Annotated in this window: 13 protein-coding genes; 3 read left to right on the top strand and 10 right to left on the bottom strand. The window is 53.3% G+C overall.

Going from position 1 to position 15,806, the window contains the following annotated elements:
- Positions 1-437: 437 nt before the first annotated feature.
- Entirely contained in the window at positions 438-1,646 is a 1,209-nt protein-coding gene (locus tag VA597_RS10585) for a MalY/PatB family protein (protein WP_128742769.1), read from the top strand.
- A gap of 129 nt (positions 1,647-1,775) precedes the next feature.
- Entirely contained in the window at positions 1,776-2,828 is a 1,053-nt protein-coding gene (locus tag VA597_RS10590) for a DmpA family aminopeptidase (protein ID WP_128742770.1), read from the top strand.
- A gap of 213 nt (positions 2,829-3,041) precedes the next feature.
- On the opposite strand, the gene VA597_RS10595 is transcribed toward VA597_RS10590, so the two are convergent.
- The 3 genes from VA597_RS10595 to iadA are packed head-to-tail and all read right to left on the bottom strand — an operon-like array spanning position 3,042 to position 6,845.
- The gene (locus VA597_RS10595) at positions 3,042-4,118 is read right to left on the bottom strand and encodes a M42 family metallopeptidase (RefSeq protein WP_128742771.1); all 1,077 of its coding nucleotides are present in this window, start codon (positions 4,116-4,118) and stop codon (positions 3,042-3,044) included.
- A gap of 30 nt (positions 4,119-4,148) precedes the next feature.
- Positions 4,149-5,684: a serine hydrolase domain-containing protein gene (locus VA597_RS10600; RefSeq protein WP_128742772.1), complete on the bottom strand. Its 1,536-nt coding sequence runs from the start codon at positions 5,682-5,684 to the stop codon at positions 4,149-4,151.
- A 30-nt stretch (positions 5,685-5,714) separates the two neighbouring features.
- Entirely contained in the window at positions 5,715-6,845 is a 1,131-nt protein-coding gene (iadA, locus tag VA597_RS10605; protein WP_128742773.1) for a beta-aspartyl-peptidase, read from the bottom strand.
- A 201-nt stretch (positions 6,846-7,046) separates the two neighbouring features.
- Here iadA and VA597_RS10610 point away from each other — a divergent pair, with 201 nt between their 5' ends.
- Positions 7,047-7,916, top strand: a complete 870-nt coding sequence (locus tag VA597_RS10610; protein ID WP_128742774.1) for a MurR/RpiR family transcriptional regulator — start codon at positions 7,047-7,049, stop codon at positions 7,914-7,916.
- Here the strand turns inward: VA597_RS10610 and VA597_RS10615 are convergent.
- The 7 genes from VA597_RS10615 to VA597_RS10645 all read right to left on the bottom strand — a co-directional run bounded on the left by VA597_RS10615 (position 7,913) and on the right by VA597_RS10645 (position 15,697).
- Positions 7,913-8,656 carry an aspartate/glutamate racemase family protein gene (locus VA597_RS10615; RefSeq protein ID WP_326974553.1) on the bottom strand — a complete coding sequence of 248 codons (744 nt, stop codon included), beginning with the start codon at positions 8,654-8,656 and terminating at the stop codon, positions 7,913-7,915. The two genes, VA597_RS10610 and VA597_RS10615, sit on opposite strands and share 4 nt — an antisense overlap.
- 2 nt (positions 8,657-8,658) lie before the next feature.
- Positions 8,659-9,654, bottom strand: coding sequence for an ABC transporter ATP-binding protein (locus VA597_RS10620; RefSeq protein ID WP_128742776.1), 996 nt, complete (start codon positions 9,652-9,654; stop codon positions 8,659-8,661).
- Positions 9,651-10,649: an ABC transporter ATP-binding protein gene (locus tag VA597_RS10625; protein WP_128742777.1), complete on the bottom strand. Its 999-nt coding sequence runs from the start codon at positions 10,647-10,649 to the stop codon at positions 9,651-9,653. The genes VA597_RS10620 and VA597_RS10625 overlap by 4 nt, the downstream gene beginning before the upstream one ends.
- An 11-nt stretch (positions 10,650-10,660) precedes the next feature.
- Positions 10,661-11,539 carry a nickel transporter permease gene (gene nikC / locus VA597_RS10630; RefSeq protein ID WP_128742778.1) on the bottom strand — a complete coding sequence of 293 codons (879 nt, stop codon included), beginning with the start codon at positions 11,537-11,539 and terminating at the stop codon, positions 10,661-10,663.
- Between the two features lie 16 nt (positions 11,540-11,555).
- Positions 11,556-12,476, bottom strand: a complete 921-nt coding sequence (nikB, locus tag VA597_RS10635; RefSeq protein ID WP_128742779.1) for a nickel ABC transporter permease — start codon at positions 12,474-12,476, stop codon at positions 11,556-11,558.
- Positions 12,477-12,609: 133 nt separating this feature from the next.
- Entirely contained in the window at positions 12,610-14,259 is a 1,650-nt protein-coding gene (locus VA597_RS10640; protein ID WP_128742780.1) for a glutathione ABC transporter substrate-binding protein, read from the bottom strand.
- Positions 14,260-14,779: 520 nt separating this feature from the next.
- The gene (locus tag VA597_RS10645) at positions 14,780-15,697 is read right to left on the bottom strand and encodes a MurR/RpiR family transcriptional regulator (RefSeq protein ID WP_128742781.1); all 918 of its coding nucleotides are present in this window, start codon (positions 15,695-15,697) and stop codon (positions 14,780-14,782) included.
- Positions 15,698-15,806: the final 109 nt, after the last annotated feature.

The raw sequence follows: 15,806 nt of genomic DNA on the forward strand, positions 1-15,806 counted from the left end.
ATGCCAACCTCTTTGCATTCTGCGCCCACTCCCCGGCTGCGCAGCGCTCGTCTCCGAAAAAGAAGGAAAGGCTCACAAATGCCCATCGCTGTTCCCCGGCGGACTCCAAAGTTGACTGCTTTTTGGGGACATCCATCGGCACATTCGAAGCGGCTGATACATTCCGGCGGAAGCCGGCCATGGGTGCGCAACGGCAAGCATAAAAATGTTGAAATATAAGGAAAATTGAGTTATAGTAAAAGATATCGCAGCAACGAGGATTTTTCCATAAGGAGAAGGCCTCGTTGTTATCTTACCATGCCGATTGAGACGGGTCTTATCATCATCAAAAAGAAAATACACCGTTGTTCGGAACGGAACGCAGCATGCGCAATTACAATCGGTTTTCCAGCGCACAGACGAAATTTTTTGTTCCGATCGGAAAAGGAGAAACTGCCATGCAATACGATTTTACCTCAATCATGGACCGTCACGGAAAAGATGCGGTCGCGGTGGACGGTCCGGGTTCCTCGGACGGGTCCCCTGGCACGCCAAAAGAGGGATTCGACATTATCCCGATGTGGATTGCAGACATGAATTTCCCCACACTGCCGAATATCTCGGAGTCGATTATTAAGCGCGCCGGACATCCGGCTTTCGGATATTTTCAGCCAACAGACAAATATTACGACTCGATCATCCGGTGGCATGAGACCCGAAACGGCATCACCGGCCTGACAAAAGAATGCATCGGATATGAAAACGGAGTGCTGGGCGGGGTCATTTCCGCCTTGACCGCGTTTTCCGCGCCCGGCGACTCCGTTTTGCTGCATTCGCCGACTTACATCGGGTTTACTAAAAGCGTGGAGAATAATGGCCGAAAAATTGTCCACAGTCCTTTGAAGCTGGATGCAAACAACGTGTGGCGCATGGATTACGAGGATATGGATGCCAAACTGAAGGCCGGCAGGATCCACGTCGCGATTTTTTGCAGCCCCCACAACCCCTGCGGCCGCGTATGGGAAAAATGGGAAATTGAAAGAGCCATGGAAGTCTATCGGGCCAACGACTGTATCGTTATATCGGACGAAATCTGGTCGGATATCCTTCTGAACGGTCACCGGCACACGCCCACCCAGTCGGTCAGCGAGGATGCGCGCCGCCGCACCGTGGCGCTGTACGCGCCGAGCAAAACGTTTAATTTGGCGGGGCTCATCGGTTCCTACCACATCATCTACGACAGCTATCTGCGGGATCGCGTGCGCGCCCAGAGCAGCAAGCCGCACTACAACAGCATGAATGTCCTGAGCATGCACGCCCTGATCGGCGCATACTGCCCGGAAGGCTCCGAATGGGTCGACGAGCTGTGCGAGGTACTGAGCGGCAACATGAATTATGTCTGCGATTATATCGCGAAACATTTTCATGGCGTAAAATTTGCTAAGCCGGAGGGAACCTACATGCTGTTTCTGGACTGCACCGATTGGTGCAAAAAACACGGCAGGACCATCGACGAGCTGGAAAAGAGCGGATGGGACATCGGCGTGACCTGGCAGGACGGCCGCATGTTCCATGGGACCAATTCCATCCGCATGAACCTCGCGCTGCCGCTGAGCCGGGTGAAGGAAGCGATGGAACGTCTGGATCAATATGTATTCACCGCATAACCGCCGGTCTTTTGACGCCGCGCTTCATAGCCGGACATCTCTCACAAGAAAAGGGCGCCGGAAAGGAGAGTGCGGCTGCACAAGCCTATGCAAAATCTTTGCATAGAGCGGCAAAGCCGCACGGGAATTATGGGACTAGAACATCCATTAAAAAACGATATCTGTGAAAAGCCGCGGGGAAAGCGCAATTTAATTACCGACGTGCCTGGAGTGGCGGTGGGTCATGTCACACTGAACCGGGGCAATGAGAAAACCGGGGTAACCGCCATTCTCCCGCAGCCGGATCATCTGTTTTCACAAAAACTTCCCGCCGCCTCACAGGTGATCAACGGGTTCGGCAAAAGCATCGGGCTGGTTCAGATCGATGAACTGGGCACATTGGAAACGCCGATCCTCCTGACCAACACCTTTGCGGTGGGAACAGCCGGCACAGCGCTGGTCCGATATATGCTCGGGCAAAATCCCGACATCGGGGACACGACCGGCACGGTCAATCCGGTTGTGCTGGAGTGCAACGACGGATATCTGAATGATATCCGGGCAATGCCCGTCCTGGAACAGCACGCGCTGGAAGCGCTTCAGAACGCCGGGAGCGGCTTCGAGGAAGGAGCGGTCGGGGCCGGGACCGGCATGCGCTGCTACGGCCTGAAAGGCGGCATCGGTTCCTCTTCCCGGCTGATCGCGCTGAACAACGGAAAAACATACACGCTTGGCTGTCTCGTTCTCTCCAATTTCGGCGTGATGAGGGACCTGACCATCGGGGGGGACGCCGTCGGGCGCAGATTGTCGCGGGAACGGAAGCTCCCAGAGGAAAAGGGATCCATTATCGTTGTCCTGGCGACGGATCTGCCCCTGAGCGACCGGCAGCTCAAACGAATCTGCAGACGCGCCAGCGTGGGCATCACCCGGACAGGCTCTTTTATCGGCAACGGCAGCGGGGAAATCGCCGTGGCTTTCTCCACGGCGAACCGCGTCGCGCACTACGAAAAGCGGGATATCGTTCCCGTAACTCAGCTCAGCGAAAACCGGATCAACGACATTTTCCGCATGACCGCGTCGGTTGTGGAGGAATCCATTCTCAGCTCGCTGGTTCACGCAAAAACCACCGAGGGACGCGGCGGACGCGTTTGCCTGGACTTGAAAACCGCGTTAAAGCAGGCTGGCACAGCCATATTGAAGTAAACACCGCAAATGTCTGAAGAGACGGATCCCTTGGCACTGCTCCGCCCTCGCGATTTCGCGGGGCCTTTTCCGCCGGTCTGAACCAACCTGTAAATATGTGCAAAAAGATGCGCCCCGAAACGGCTTAAAAAGCCGGTCGGAGCGCATCTTCGCTTATTACAGCTTATGCGTAATTTGCCATCGTAAAGCCAGACTGCCTGCGCATCCGGCGGATCAGAAGCTGTGGATCAGGTCCGGCGTCAGCGCCTTTAAAAGACGGCACACAAGCTTCACCGCGTTCTGAAAATCCGAAAAAGCGGCGATCCCGTAATGGGTATGGATATAGCGGACCGGCAGCCCGACTACAATGACCGGCACGCCGCGGCCGGACAAATGGATGGGCGCCCCGTTTGTGGAGCCGCCGGTACGGACCGCTTCCTGGACCGGAATGCCTTCCCGGCGAGCAAGATCCAGCGCAAACCGCTGAAAGCGCGGATTGGTGATCATCTTCTTGTCAATGTGCCGGAGCATGGGCCCGCGGCGAATGGCCGTCTGGATCATAAAGGGTTCCGTGAACGTATCGTCCGCCGGACATCCTTCAAATACGATCGCGAGATCCGGCTTGATCGTATTGGCGGTGACGGCGGCCCCGCGCAGTCCCATTTCCTCCTGGACAGAGTAATCGCAGACGACATCCACGGCAAGCTCCTCGTTCCTCAGTCCGCGCAGGGTCTGAAGACTGGCCGCGCATCCCAGGCGGCAGTCGAACGCTTTGCCGTACATCAGCCCTTTTTCCGGCAGATATTCGAAATTCACATCCGGCACAATAGGCTCGCCGATGCGGACTTTAAAATCCTGAACCGCCTCCTCCAGGGAGGAAGCGCCGATATCAATCGCCATGGAAGAAATCTCCGCAGGGGCGTTTCTTTCCGCGGGCGTCATAAAATGCGGGGGCTTGGTGGCGACGATGCCCGGAATATAGTTTCCTTCCGCGTTGCGCACTCGAACCTTGTGGGCGGGTATATTGTTGGCCACCCACCCTCCCAGGGGAATAAAGCGCAGCATTCCGTTCGGCTGAACAGCCTGCACCATGAATCCCACTTCGTCGCTGTGCGCGTTGATCTGCACAACCGGCTTCCCGCCCCTGTTTTCCTTTCGGCGGAGATACAGATTCCGCATGCAGTCCTCGGAAAATCCCCCCAGTCCCTCTCCATATTGGCGCAGTGTCCTGGTGACCTCGTTTTCAAAGCCGGAAGCGCCGTTCACATTGGAAAGCGCCTCTATCATTTTGATCGCCTGTTGTTCCTCCATGCCGTTTTCTGTCCTTTCCTTTGGTTTTCTTTATTCCATTGAAGCCTTTCGAAATTCTAAATTCCTGCTCCGGTCCGTATTCAGGAAAAAACGGTCCCCGGACTCATCCGCCGCCAGATTCAGGTTGTCACGATTTTCACAAAGATAACAGTTCTCTCCTGTTTTTACAAATACCAGTTCCCCTGCGGAGGGATGAAAAAGCAGCAGCCTGTCCTTTTGGATGGACAATCGGTAAGCGGTCATCAGTTCCCGGCTGTAATACAGGCCGGAAATCCGCCTCGCCGCGAATTCGCCGAGAGGCTGTGAAAATACCCTGCGGTACCCGGTGTGCGTCCCTGCGGACCAAAGGGACAGCGTGCCCGCCGCTTCGCATGACAGAAAATTTCCGTTTTCCGCGGCATAACAGCCGCCCTCCGCCGCCCGTTCATACGTCCATGTCATGCCGTCCTGCTCCAGCAGCAGGTCCTTCCCCGCCTTTTCCAGCCGAAGCGAGTGATAATTTTCAGACACATACCACCCCGCCTGCGCGGGGACCTGCGGCTTTTCACAAACCGGCGTGGAGGAAAGCCCGCTGATTCCGTCCAGCAATTGATATGCCTTGACCATGGGAAATGAAAAGCGGTAGTTGGACAGCACCGCAATATCCAGTTTCAGAGAGGGAACCGTCAGCACTGCCGCGCGGTATCCGGCGTTCGCGCCGCTGTGCTGGTAAACGTCCAGTCCATGGTATTTCACGGCCTGAATCCCGCAGCCGTACGGAATTTCTTCCCCGGAGGCCAGGCTGAATCTTTGCAGCATTGCCTGCATGGTTTCCGGCCTGCATAGTCCGGGCCTGCGCAAATGTTCCAGCCATCTTACGCAGTCTTCGGCGGTTGTATTCAGGCCGGTTGAACCCGTGACGTCAAAAGTCATCGCCATTTCGGAATATCGGCCGCGCCGCCCGTCGTATCCATAGGAGGAAGCCCGCCCGGGCGTCACCTCGGCATGGTCGTCCCGAAAAAAGGTACGGCTCATCCCCAGCGGCTGAAAAATCCGTTCCGCCGCGAACTCACGCAGCGTTTTTCCCGTCACGGCGTGCAGGATCCAGGCTAAAACCGTAAATCCCGAATTGCAGTAAAGATAGCGGGTGCCGGGCTTAAAATTCAGGCCGCGCTGTCCGTATAAAAGATGCATCAGATTCCCCGGCGTGGCGAGGTCTTCCATGCTGTGCCCGGAAAGAGTAAACAGGTCCCACTGCTCCCTGAGGCCTCCGGCATGGTGCAGCAGCTGCCAAAGCGTCACGTCCGCGCCGAGATCCGGAAAATCCGGCAGATAGTCCCGGATGGTATCCTGCAGGGAAATTCTTCCGTCTTCCGCCAACAGCAAAATGCAGAACGCCGTAAACTGCTTGCTGACGGAAGCGGCGTGGAAAAGCGTTTCCGGCGTATTGGGGACGCCATAGGCCAGGCTGGCCATGCCGAACGCTTTGCGGTACCTTGTGCGGCCGTCCTGACGGACCGCGACGGAACACCCCGGCGTAGCACGCCCATATTGTGAAAACAGCGCATCCATTTCCACGCTTGTCACATTTGTCACCTCTTTGCCGTACAGTCGGTTTTATGCTTCAAACGTCCCTTTTTTTAAAATCTGCTTCTCCCGCATCATAAGGGTCCCGCCGGCGATCACCGTGTCGATGTCGTAATTCCGGTCCAGCAGCAAAAGGTCCGCGTCGCTGCCCTCCGCCAGGACGCCCTTTCTCGGATACAGGTCCAGCGCTTTCGCTACATTTTCCGTTACCGGACGAATGGCTTCCGGCACCGACGCCCCGCAATTCAGGATCATAGACTTTACCACTTCATGCATCGTGGTGATTTTTCCCACGCCAAGGCCGATCATTTCCTTGTGCTCATTCCATTTGGGAAGGCTTCCGTTGGAGTCGGTGCTCATGGTGATTCGGTCCTTCGGCGCCAGCTCCGCAGCCTTAACCAGCTTCTGCGCCGTTTGATCCACCTGCGCCCCGGAAGTGAAGTCGATATACCCGCCCATGTTGGCGAAACGTACCGCATCGTCGAAAATCTTCCCGACATGGGTGGGGCGGAACACGGAAATCGGGATGTTCTCGGTTTTCAGGATATCGAAAATCATGTCCAGCTTCTGCCTTCCGCTTCCCACATGCATATGTACAATCCCGGGCTTCCCGGAGAGGACTCCGCCCAGCCGCGCCTCGGACGCCAGCCGGATCATGTCTTCTTTGGAAAGGTTGGAGGAACGGTGGTCTGAAATCGCTATTTTCACACCGATGACTTCCTCAATAAATACGATATCCTTTTTTACGCTTCCGGTGATCGTCGGCGAGGGATACTCGTAGGAGCCGGTCAGGCAATAGGCTGTGAGGCCGTATTGTTTGAGCGCCTTCACCTTGGCGACCAGATTCTCCACGCTGCGGGTCGTTGCGTCCGTTCCCAGCAGGCCGACCAGCGTGGTTACGCCGCCGCGAATACAGTCCGAGGGGACCAGTTCCGGCACGCGGTTGGCATATCCGCCTTCTCCTCCGCCGCCCGTCACATGGACATGCTGGTCGATATAGCCCGGCACCGCGGTTTTGCCGGTCCCGTCCAGCACGCTGAGGTTTTTCCCTTTCACGTCCTGTCCCGGCCCTATTTCTTCCAATTTTCCACCGGCAATCAGCAAGTCGGTGACTTTCGGGGCGTTGTTTTCATAAATGGTGACATTTTTAATTAAAAGCATGGTTTCACTTAATTCCTTTCACATTTTCAGGGAACAAATCTCCCGTTTTTCTCATATCGCAGCATTTGCCTCCGCCGATTTTCTCCGGCCGTCCCCGTTCCACGGACCTCCATTTCAGACTTTTCTTTTCTTTATCGCTCTGCTATAATAACGAAAGAATTGTTCCAAGCGCAAAAACTTAACGCCACAGGAGGCCCTCCAATGGATTCCATTATAAAGATCCGCGACAGCTACGACAGACTGACCCATAAGCAGAAAAAGATCGCAGACTACCTACTGGCAAATCCCGAAGACATATGCTATATCTCCCTGAAGGACCTCAGTGAACAAACCGCCTCCTCAGAAGCAACCATTCTGCGTACGTGCAAACTTCTGGGATTCCGCAATTTTATTGAGCTGAAACAGTCTTTCCGGAAGCATACGCAGCAATTGGTGAAGAACCTGTCTTCTTCCCGTTTTTTCCTTGAGGAGCTTCCTCCCTTCGCGGAGGGCGACCAAAAGCTGCTGCTGCAAAGTATTTGCGACCATGAATCCGAAAAATGCAGCGATTTTTTCAGAAATATTGAAATGGACGAGGTTCTGAAAGCTGCGGGGCTGATTTTAAAGGCTCAAAACATCTTGCTGTTCGGTCAGGGAATTTCAAAAGTCCTCACACAGTTTTTTGAAAAGCGGCTCTCTCTTTTGGGGATTAACGCCTATGCCATCGATCCTGAAGAAATGGATAACGCGCAAACAAGGCTCGCCCGGCTGAAAAAGGGCGATGTTTGCATCGCAATTTCCTTTCCGCGGTACTACACTCCGATTCGGAATATTATCCAATACGTTGAGGAAAAGAAAATATCCGTTATCGTCATTACGGACAGTCCTAAATCCCCCCTTATTTTACAGAACAGTTTAAACTTTATCTGTCAGACTTCCACCACCATGTTTTTCAATTCGCTCTCGGTTCCGTTCGCCCTGATCAATTTGATCGCCTCCGGCGTCGTGTTGGAAATGGGGCCGCAATATGACAAGCTGGTGGCAACAACCCATGAGATCGCCCATTGCATCAACAAAATATCATATGATTAGCCGACCTGATTTTCCCGCCGTTTCCGGCAGAAAAACAGGGCGGCTTTTTCACTGATCTGTTTTCCGGCAAACAAAACAGCCTGCTTAGCCAGAACGGCGGTGGGATCGAAACATGGAATGCGCATCTGCGCCGGCTTCAAAATCAGCGGCAGCTCCGTGCATCCGAGGATGATCCCCTCCGCGCCCCCCGCCTCCAGCTTTTCCACAACAGGCCAAAGCTCGGAAGCGGGGACCTCCTCCCCCGCTTTGACGCGGTAAATCGCCTGCATCACCCGCTCCTGACCGCCTGGTTCCGGCGTCAGCGTCCGAATCCCCGCGGCGGTAAGGGCCTTTTCATAAAGGCCGCTTTTGCAGGTCCCGTCCGTCGCCAACAATCCGGCTGTTTTGATTTGATTCTCTCTCAATTCGTTCGCCGTGAGGGAGATCATGTTCAAAAAAGGAACAGTGACCGACCTTTCTAAGGAGCGAATGAAATAGTGAGCTGTGTTGCAGGGCATGATAATGACGTCCGCCCCCGCCGCTTCCAGCAATTTTGCGGATTTCATCATTTCCGGCAGCGGATCTTTCCCGTGGTGGAGAATCGCCTCCGTCCGGTCCGGAATATTTACGTTACTGTCAATGATAACCCGGATATGGTCGTTATCACTGTCGGCCTGCGTCATCAGGATGATTTTCCGGAAAAGGTCCGCCGTTGCCAGAGGACCCATTCCGCCCAGAACACCAATCGTCTTTCCTTCCATTATTATATTTCACCTTGCTTTGAGTTCCCGTCTTGGTACAGATGACAGCGAACCATGTGAGTTGGGGTAATCTCCACTTGTTTCGGCTCTTCTTTTTTGCAGATTTCCATACACTTCGGGCACCGGGTGTGAAACTTACAGCCGGCGGGCGGGTTCAGCGCGGAGGGAATGCTCCCCTGCAAAATGGCCCTGTCTTTCCGCGCGTGGGGGTCTGGGACCGGCACCGCGGAAAGCAGCGCCTGCGTGTACGGGTGGAGCGGATGGGAATACAGCCCCTCCTTGTCGCCGATCTCCACAAAATTCCCCAAATACATAACTCCCACCCGGTCGCTGATATGCTCCACCACGCTCAGGTCATGGGAAATGAAAAGATAAGTCAGGCCCATCTCTTCTTTGAGGTCGTTCATCAGGTTCAGCACCTGCGACTGGATGGAAACGTCCAGCGCAGAAACCGGTTCATCCGCGATTACCAGCTTAGGCTGCACAGCCAGCGCGCGGGCAATGCCGATTCTCTGCCGCTGCCCGCCGCTGAATTCATGCGGATAGCGGTTTGCATGGTAGTCGTCCAGCCCAACCCTGCGCAGCAGGGAGATCACCTGCCGATCGATCTCCTCTTTTGTATTCGCCAGCCTGTGGATTTTCAGCGGTTCGGCAATGATGTCCCGGACGGACATCCTGGGATTCAGCGAAGCATACGGATCCTGGAAAACCATCTGCATTTTCTTGCGCACCTCGCGCATCTGTCTGGGGGTATAGCCGGTGATGTCGTCCCCGTCAAAGCGGATCCGCCCGCCGGTCGGTTCCAGCAATTTGCTGATGGCTTGGCCAAGGGTGGATTTTCCGCAGCCGGATTCGCCCACGATGCCGAACACTTCCCCCTCTTTCACCTGGAAGCTGACACCGTCCACCGCTTTTACATATCCGACTTTCCCAAACATCCCTTTTCGGGTGGCATAATATTCCTGCAGGTCATTCACTTCAAGCAGTATGTTCTTCATGGCGCTTTTTCCGCCTCCTCATTGCCGTGCAGCCAGCACCTGCACTGATGCCCGACGCCTTCCAAGAGCGGCTCTTTTTCGCGGCATATTTCTTTCGCGTAGGGACACCTGGGTTCGAATTTGCAGCCTTTCGGCATCAGTCTGGGGTTTGGAACATTCCCCGGGATACAGTCCAGCCGGTCAACGCGCTGGCCCAGCTTCGGGATGGAATTCAGCAGCCCCTGGGTGTACGGGTGCATGGGGTTGTCAAAAATGCTTTCCACATCCCCGAACTCCACCACCCGGCCGCAGTACATCACGGCCACTTCGTCGCACAGCTCCGCCACGACTCCCAGGTTGTGCGTGATAAACATGATGGAGGTTCCGATCATATCCTTCAAATGTTCCATCAAATTCAGGATCTGCGCCTGTATCGTTACATCCAGCGCCGTGGTGGGCTCGTCTGCGATCAGTATTTTCGGGTTGCACACCAGCGCCATCGCGATCATCACCCGCTGTCTCTGGCCTCCGGAAAGCTGAAACGGATACTCGTTCATGATCTGTTCCGCGCGCGGAATGTCGGTGTTTTTCAACATCTCCAGCGCTTTTTCACGCGCCTGTTCCTTCGTCACATTCTGGTGGAGGAGGATGGATTCCATAATCTGTCTGCCAATCTTCATGACAGGGTTCAGGCTGGTCATGGGTTCCTGAAAGATCATGGCGACCTGGCTTCCCCGAAGCTTCCGTTTGGTTTCCATGCTGACGTTGACAATATCCTTGCCGTCCAGCAAAATCTTTCCGTCGACAATTTTTCCGCTGGTACCCATCAGCAGCCCCATAATGGAAAGGGCCGTGACGCTTTTTCCGCTGCCGGACTCCCCCACGATGCCGAGGGTCGTCCCTTCCTTCATCGTCAGATCCACACCGTCAACAGATTTTACGACTCCGTCATCGGTAAAGAAGTAGGTACACAGATTCTTCACTTCAAGAATGTTCTTCGATTTTGTTTCCTTCATTGTACTTACCTCTAATCGCTCAATTTGGGATCCAGCGCGTCCCGCAGTCCATCTCCCAGCAGGTTAAAGCTCAGCACCGTCAAAAAGATGGCAAGACCCGGGAACAGCGCAACATGCCACGCCGTCAGCATATAATTCCGGCCGTTGCTCAGCATCAGGCCCCACTCCGGCGTGGGAGGGGACGCACCCATCCCGAGAAAGCTGAGGCTGGACGCCGTCAGAATGGACGTGCCGATGGACATGGTATACTGCACGATGATGTTCGGCACCGAGGCGGGAAAAATATGTCCAAATAATATCCGCGCATCGGAGGCCCCCAGGTTCCTGGCCGCCTGCACATAAAGGCTCTTTTTCTGCTGAAGTGTAGTGCTCCGGACCAGCCGGGCAAAGGTCGGCGTGCCGAATACCGCCACCGCGATGACCACGTTGTACAGGCCCGGCCCCAAAATCGCCACGATCGCAATTGCCAGGATCAGGCCGGGAAATGCGAACAGCGTATCGCCGATCCGCATGATGACACTGTCGATCCACCCGCCGTAATAGCCGCCGACCATTCCTAAAATCGTACCGCAAATAGCGGCGGTGGTCACGGAAATGAACCCAACGGACAGCGATATCCGTGAACCGCACAAAACACGGCTGAAAATATCGCGTCCAAACTCGTCGGTCCCGAACCAGTGTTTCGCGCTCGGCCCTTTCAGAACGGAGCTGTAGTCGTACTGATTAATTCCATAAGGCGCTATTTGGTAGCTGATAATCGCGATAATGACCAGCAGCAAAATAAATGCCGCCGCCGCAATCGCTGTTTTTTGTTTTTTGATTTTTCGGATAAATTCGGAAAACGGCGTCCGGATTATTTCTTGATCAGATCGTTGTTTATTGCTTTTCATTCCGCTGTTTTCCTCCCTAGCTCAATTGGATTTCCGGATTCAGCACCGCATACAAAATGTCCACGATCAAGTTGATCAGGATAAAATGCAGCGAGAAAATCAGAATCAATGACTGAATCGTGGGGTAATCCCGGTAATTAATGGAATCCAACAAAAGGCTGCCAAGCCCCGGATAGGCGAATACGGATTCCACCACTACGGAACCGCCCAGCAGATGGCCGAACTGAAGCCCGGCGACCGTCACAACCGGAATCATGGCATTGCGGAACGCATGGGTCCAAACCACATGCTTTTCTTTCAGGCCCTTAGCCCTCGCAGTCCGAATATAATCTTCCTTCATAACTTCCAGAATAGAGGAACGGGTAAACCGCGCAATAATCGCGGCGATGCCGGTTCCCAATGTAAACGCCGGCAAAACCAGGCTTTTCCAGGAGGATGCTCCTGTCGTCGGAAGAATTTTAAAATTTACAGAAAAAATAATAATGACAATAAAACCAATCCAAAAGGATGGCAGCGAAATTCCGGAAACCGCCAGGGTCATGCCGGTGTAATCCTGCCATTTCGACTTGTTTCTACCTGACCAGATGCCAATCAGAACCCCAACAATACAACTCCAGGCAAGGCTGACTAAAGCAAGTGTCATGGTCTTCCAATACCGCTGTCCCACTTCAAAAGAAACGGGCCTTTTCGTTTTCAGCGAAGTGCCAAGGTCACCGTGCAGCAGCCCGCCCACATAATCCGCATATTGCGTTAAAATCGGCTTATTCAATCCAAGCTGTTCCCGGATTGTTTCAATCTGCTGTGCGGAAGCATCTTCTCCGGCAACCATTCTGGCCGGGTCCCCGGGAATCAGCCTGACAAACAAAAAAACAAAAAGGGTCACCAGAAACAGGGTGGGTATGACTTCCAATACCCGTTTGACGATATAATGCAGCATCCAGCTATTCCCCCAACCTTGCGATAATTTATTTAGTGAGGAATCCGACCCCAAGGTTACCAGGGTCGGATTCCTTGTCGATTGTATCGGTCTGATCATCCAGGTCCGATCGTCGATAGCTGAAGTACGGCCTTTACTTTACATAGACGCCGTCGCGCATGTAAATTCCGCCGTCCGGATACAGACTCAGATTCTGCACATGTTTGCCGCTGGCCCAGGTGTTAAAACTGTTGGCGACCGCAACGGCGGGAACCTTTTCCCAAAGAATTTTCTGCGCCTTTTCGTAAGCCTGCGCACGGACTGTTTTGTCCGCCGACGACAGACCGGCTTCAATTGCAGCTTCATAATCCGGGTCGTCAAAATAGGAATAGTTGGAACCGTTCGGCGGAACCATGGTCTTGCTGAACAGCGCGCGCAAAACCCAGTCGGCGTCGCCGGTGGACGGAGACCAGCCGCGCAGATACATGTCATAAACCGCGCTGGCGGGATCTCCCTTATAATCGTTGATCTCCTGCGACAGCGTGCCCTGTTCCGTCGGCTTCAGGTTGATCTTGATGCCGATCTGCGCCAGCTGCTGCTGAACAAATTCGCCCCATTTTACGGATTCGGAATTGTTCGGGGAATAAGCTGTCAAAGTCAGCCCGTTTGCGTAGCCCGCTTCGGAAAGCAAGGATTTGGCCTTCGTAGTATCGTAAGCAACGTCTCCCTGTGCCTGATAGAACTGCACCGCCGGCGCTTCAAAAGAAGTCGCGGGAGACGCCAATCCATTTTTCACCACTGAGCAGTAAGCGTTCCGGTCGATCGCCATATTGATCGCCTGCCTTACCTTCAGGTCGGAAAGCGCCTTCTTCTTCGTGTTCATATAGATGTAGTTTACGGTGATGCCCTCCGCTTTCTCGGCCTTTACATTGGAATCCGCGCTCAGCACGCTGAACGATTCCGACGGAACCGGAAAGATGAAGTCGGCATCGCCGGACTGGATCATGGAAACCCTTGTCGCCGCTTCCGTCACCGGTTTAAAGGTAATCGTCGAGAAACCGGCGTTTGAGGCAGCCAGAGGAGTTCCGCCGCTCAGGTCCGCATCGTAACCCCACCATTTGTCATTCAGCTTCAATTTTATATACTGGCCGACTTTCCAGTCGACAAATTCATATTGGCCTGTTCCGACCGGATGGGAAGAGCAGGCTTTTTCACCCGCTTTAATTTGCTTCGGGCTCATCATGACCCCCGCCGGATGAGCCAGCGTGTTGATAAAGGCGCCAAACGAATATTTCAGCGTGATCTTTATCGTATAATCGTCCACTGCATCCGTGTGATCAACCATTGCAAACAGGCCATTCCGCTTCAGTCCCAGGCTCTGGTCCGCAAGTTTGTCCAAATTGGCCTTCGCGGCATCCGCATTCCACGGCTCGCCGTCCGTAAAGGAAACGCCTTTTCTCAGCTTAATTGTAAATTCCGTCGCATTGTCGTTGGCCGTATAGTCCGTCGCCAGCATGTTGATGACTTTCATGTCTTTGTCAAAGCCAAACAGGCCGTCCATTACTAACCTTTGAATTCCGCCGTCCAGCGTGTTGGAGGTATCGGCCGGATCCATCGTAACGATATCCGAAGACATTGCCACGGTGATATCGGAGTCTGCCTCACGTTTTGTGGAAGCTGAAACCGAAGAAGCCCCCTGAGAGGAAGCTGAACTGGACGACCCGGCGCCCTGTGAGCCGCACCCGGTGAACAGGACTGCAGTCAACGCGAAAACCGCCAAAATTCTTCCTTTGAATTTTTTCATAATTTTCCTCCTTGCATTTTGGATATGTATTTCAAAAACGACTTACTTTCCCTTCACCTCCCCGATTTCTCTTATGACTGTTTCGTCGGTTGTAATAAAAAAGACAAAGCAACCATCTCTACAAGAACATATTACCTTGTAGCGCAATGACATCTTTGTCTTATAATGGGGGTACTATTTACTTTTTGAAAGGAGCTGATTTGCATAAAGTATAGCATCGATATGCTTGGATGTCAATAAATGCTTTCATTTTATTTAAAAAATAACTCAGTTACTGACATTTATTGATTGATACAGGGATATCGGGGAAATACCTTTTCGCCCCGTCCGGCACAGAGTTGGGGTCCTCGCAGATGCCGGGGCCAGGGCGGCACAGCATCTGCGGCCGATGCATAAGCAGAACCGAATAATTCATGTATTCGCACGGTGAAGCCAAAGGGCCTGCAAAAAATAAGACACGGCAATCATTGCCATGTCTTATAAAAGCGATACCGGCATATGAAGAGGATCCGGCCCCGCTTTATGCTTCGAAATGATCTTCCTTCCCCTCATCCAAGGGGCCGCCTGTCTTTTCCTTCACATTGATGAAATGAACCACTTCCTGTGAACGAAGAACCAGCTCGTCATATGCCGGCCCCATCTCAAGAACAACGCCGGAGGCAATCAGGTTGAGCAGTTCCATCGGAAGGGACAAAGAGTTATAAAACACCTTCGTCTTTGTGTCGCAATAAAAATTAAGGCTGTTTTCGGTGACAATGGGTGATGCTTTGCTGTCTGTAATCGCCGTCACCGTAGCGCCCGCATGCTCCGCATAAGTCACGACATTGCGCACGATCGAGCAGTAACGGGGAAAATCAATAACGATCACATTGTCCCCGCCGCACAGCTTCAGAAGGCTTGACTGTACGATATTCAGGTCTTCCAGCGGAACAATGAGCGCTTTCTCAATCATGGGGTCCAAACGGCGAAACAGGAATTCAGCCAGCACACCGGAAGTTCCCTGTCCGAAGATCAGGACGGTTTTTGCCTCCAGAATACGCCGGGCGGCCAGAAGAATGTTTTCCGAGCGGATCGAACTGTAAAATTTTTCACTTCGGTCGTGGGACTCGCGGCAGATGTCTCCCATGATGGCAACTTTGTTTCCCGGTTCGGAATTGGGAAGGATCATTGGAAAATTACTGGCCTTCAAAACGGTTTCCATCAGGCCTTCCATATGGATGCGGAACGCTTTTTTCAGTTCCGTAAAATTTTCGAACCCCAGGCGTTTGCAGACGCGCAGAATCGTCACCTGCGAGAAATTTGTCCGTCTGCTCAGCTCTTTCAGGGAAACGTAACACACGCTTTCCGGGCTTGCCAGGAACAGATCGACCAGCTCCTTTTGTTTTCGTGTCAAATTATGATAATTTTTTTGTATATTTTGAAAAGAATCACATTCCATTTTATTATCCGCCGTTGCCTTTCACTCTGTTATTTTTCAGTAACCGTTATTATATCAGAAAGCCGGAAAAAAGAAAAGACATCTCTCTTCGGCCGGAAACCTTTGCAAA

The sequence above is a fragment of the Caproicibacter sp. BJN0012 genome (assembly GCF_035986805.1).
In the GTDB taxonomy this organism is placed as follows: domain Bacteria; phylum Bacillota; class Clostridia; order Oscillospirales; family Acutalibacteraceae; genus Caproicibacter.

Coding starts and splice junctions, on each gene's coding strand:
- VA597_RS10585 (WP_128742769.1), top strand. CDS start 438: ATGCAATACGATTTTACCTCAATCATGGACCGTCACGGAAAAGATGCG.
- VA597_RS10590 (WP_128742770.1), top strand. CDS start 1,776: ATGGGACTAGAACATCCATTAAAAAACGATATCTGTGAAAAGCCGCGG.
- VA597_RS10595 (WP_128742771.1), bottom strand. CDS start 4,118: ATGGAGGAACAACAGGCGATCAAAATGATAGAGGCGCTTTCCAATGTG.
- iadA (WP_128742773.1), bottom strand. CDS start 6,845: ATGCTTTTAATTAAAAATGTCACCATTTATGAAAACAACGCCCCGAAA.
- VA597_RS10610 (WP_128742774.1), top strand. CDS start 7,047: ATGGATTCCATTATAAAGATCCGCGACAGCTACGACAGACTGACCCAT.
- VA597_RS10615 (WP_326974553.1), bottom strand. CDS start 8,656: ATGGAAGGAAAGACGATTGGTGTTCTGGGCGGAATGGGTCCTCTGGCA.
- VA597_RS10620 (WP_128742776.1), bottom strand. CDS start 9,654: ATGAAGAACATACTGCTTGAAGTGAATGACCTGCAGGAATATTATGCC.
- VA597_RS10625 (WP_128742777.1), bottom strand. CDS start 10,649: ATGAAGGAAACAAAATCGAAGAACATTCTTGAAGTGAAGAATCTGTGT.
- nikC (WP_128742778.1), bottom strand. CDS start 11,539: ATGAAAAGCAATAAACAACGATCTGATCAAGAAATAATCCGGACGCCG.
- nikB (WP_128742779.1), bottom strand. CDS start 12,476: ATGCTGCATTATATCGTCAAACGGGTATTGGAAGTCATACCCACCCTG.
- VA597_RS10640 (WP_128742780.1), bottom strand. CDS start 14,259: ATGAAAAAATTCAAAGGAAGAATTTTGGCGGTTTTCGCGTTGACTGCA.
- VA597_RS10645 (WP_128742781.1), bottom strand. CDS start 15,697: ATGGAATGTGATTCTTTTCAAAATATACAAAAAAATTATCATAATTTG.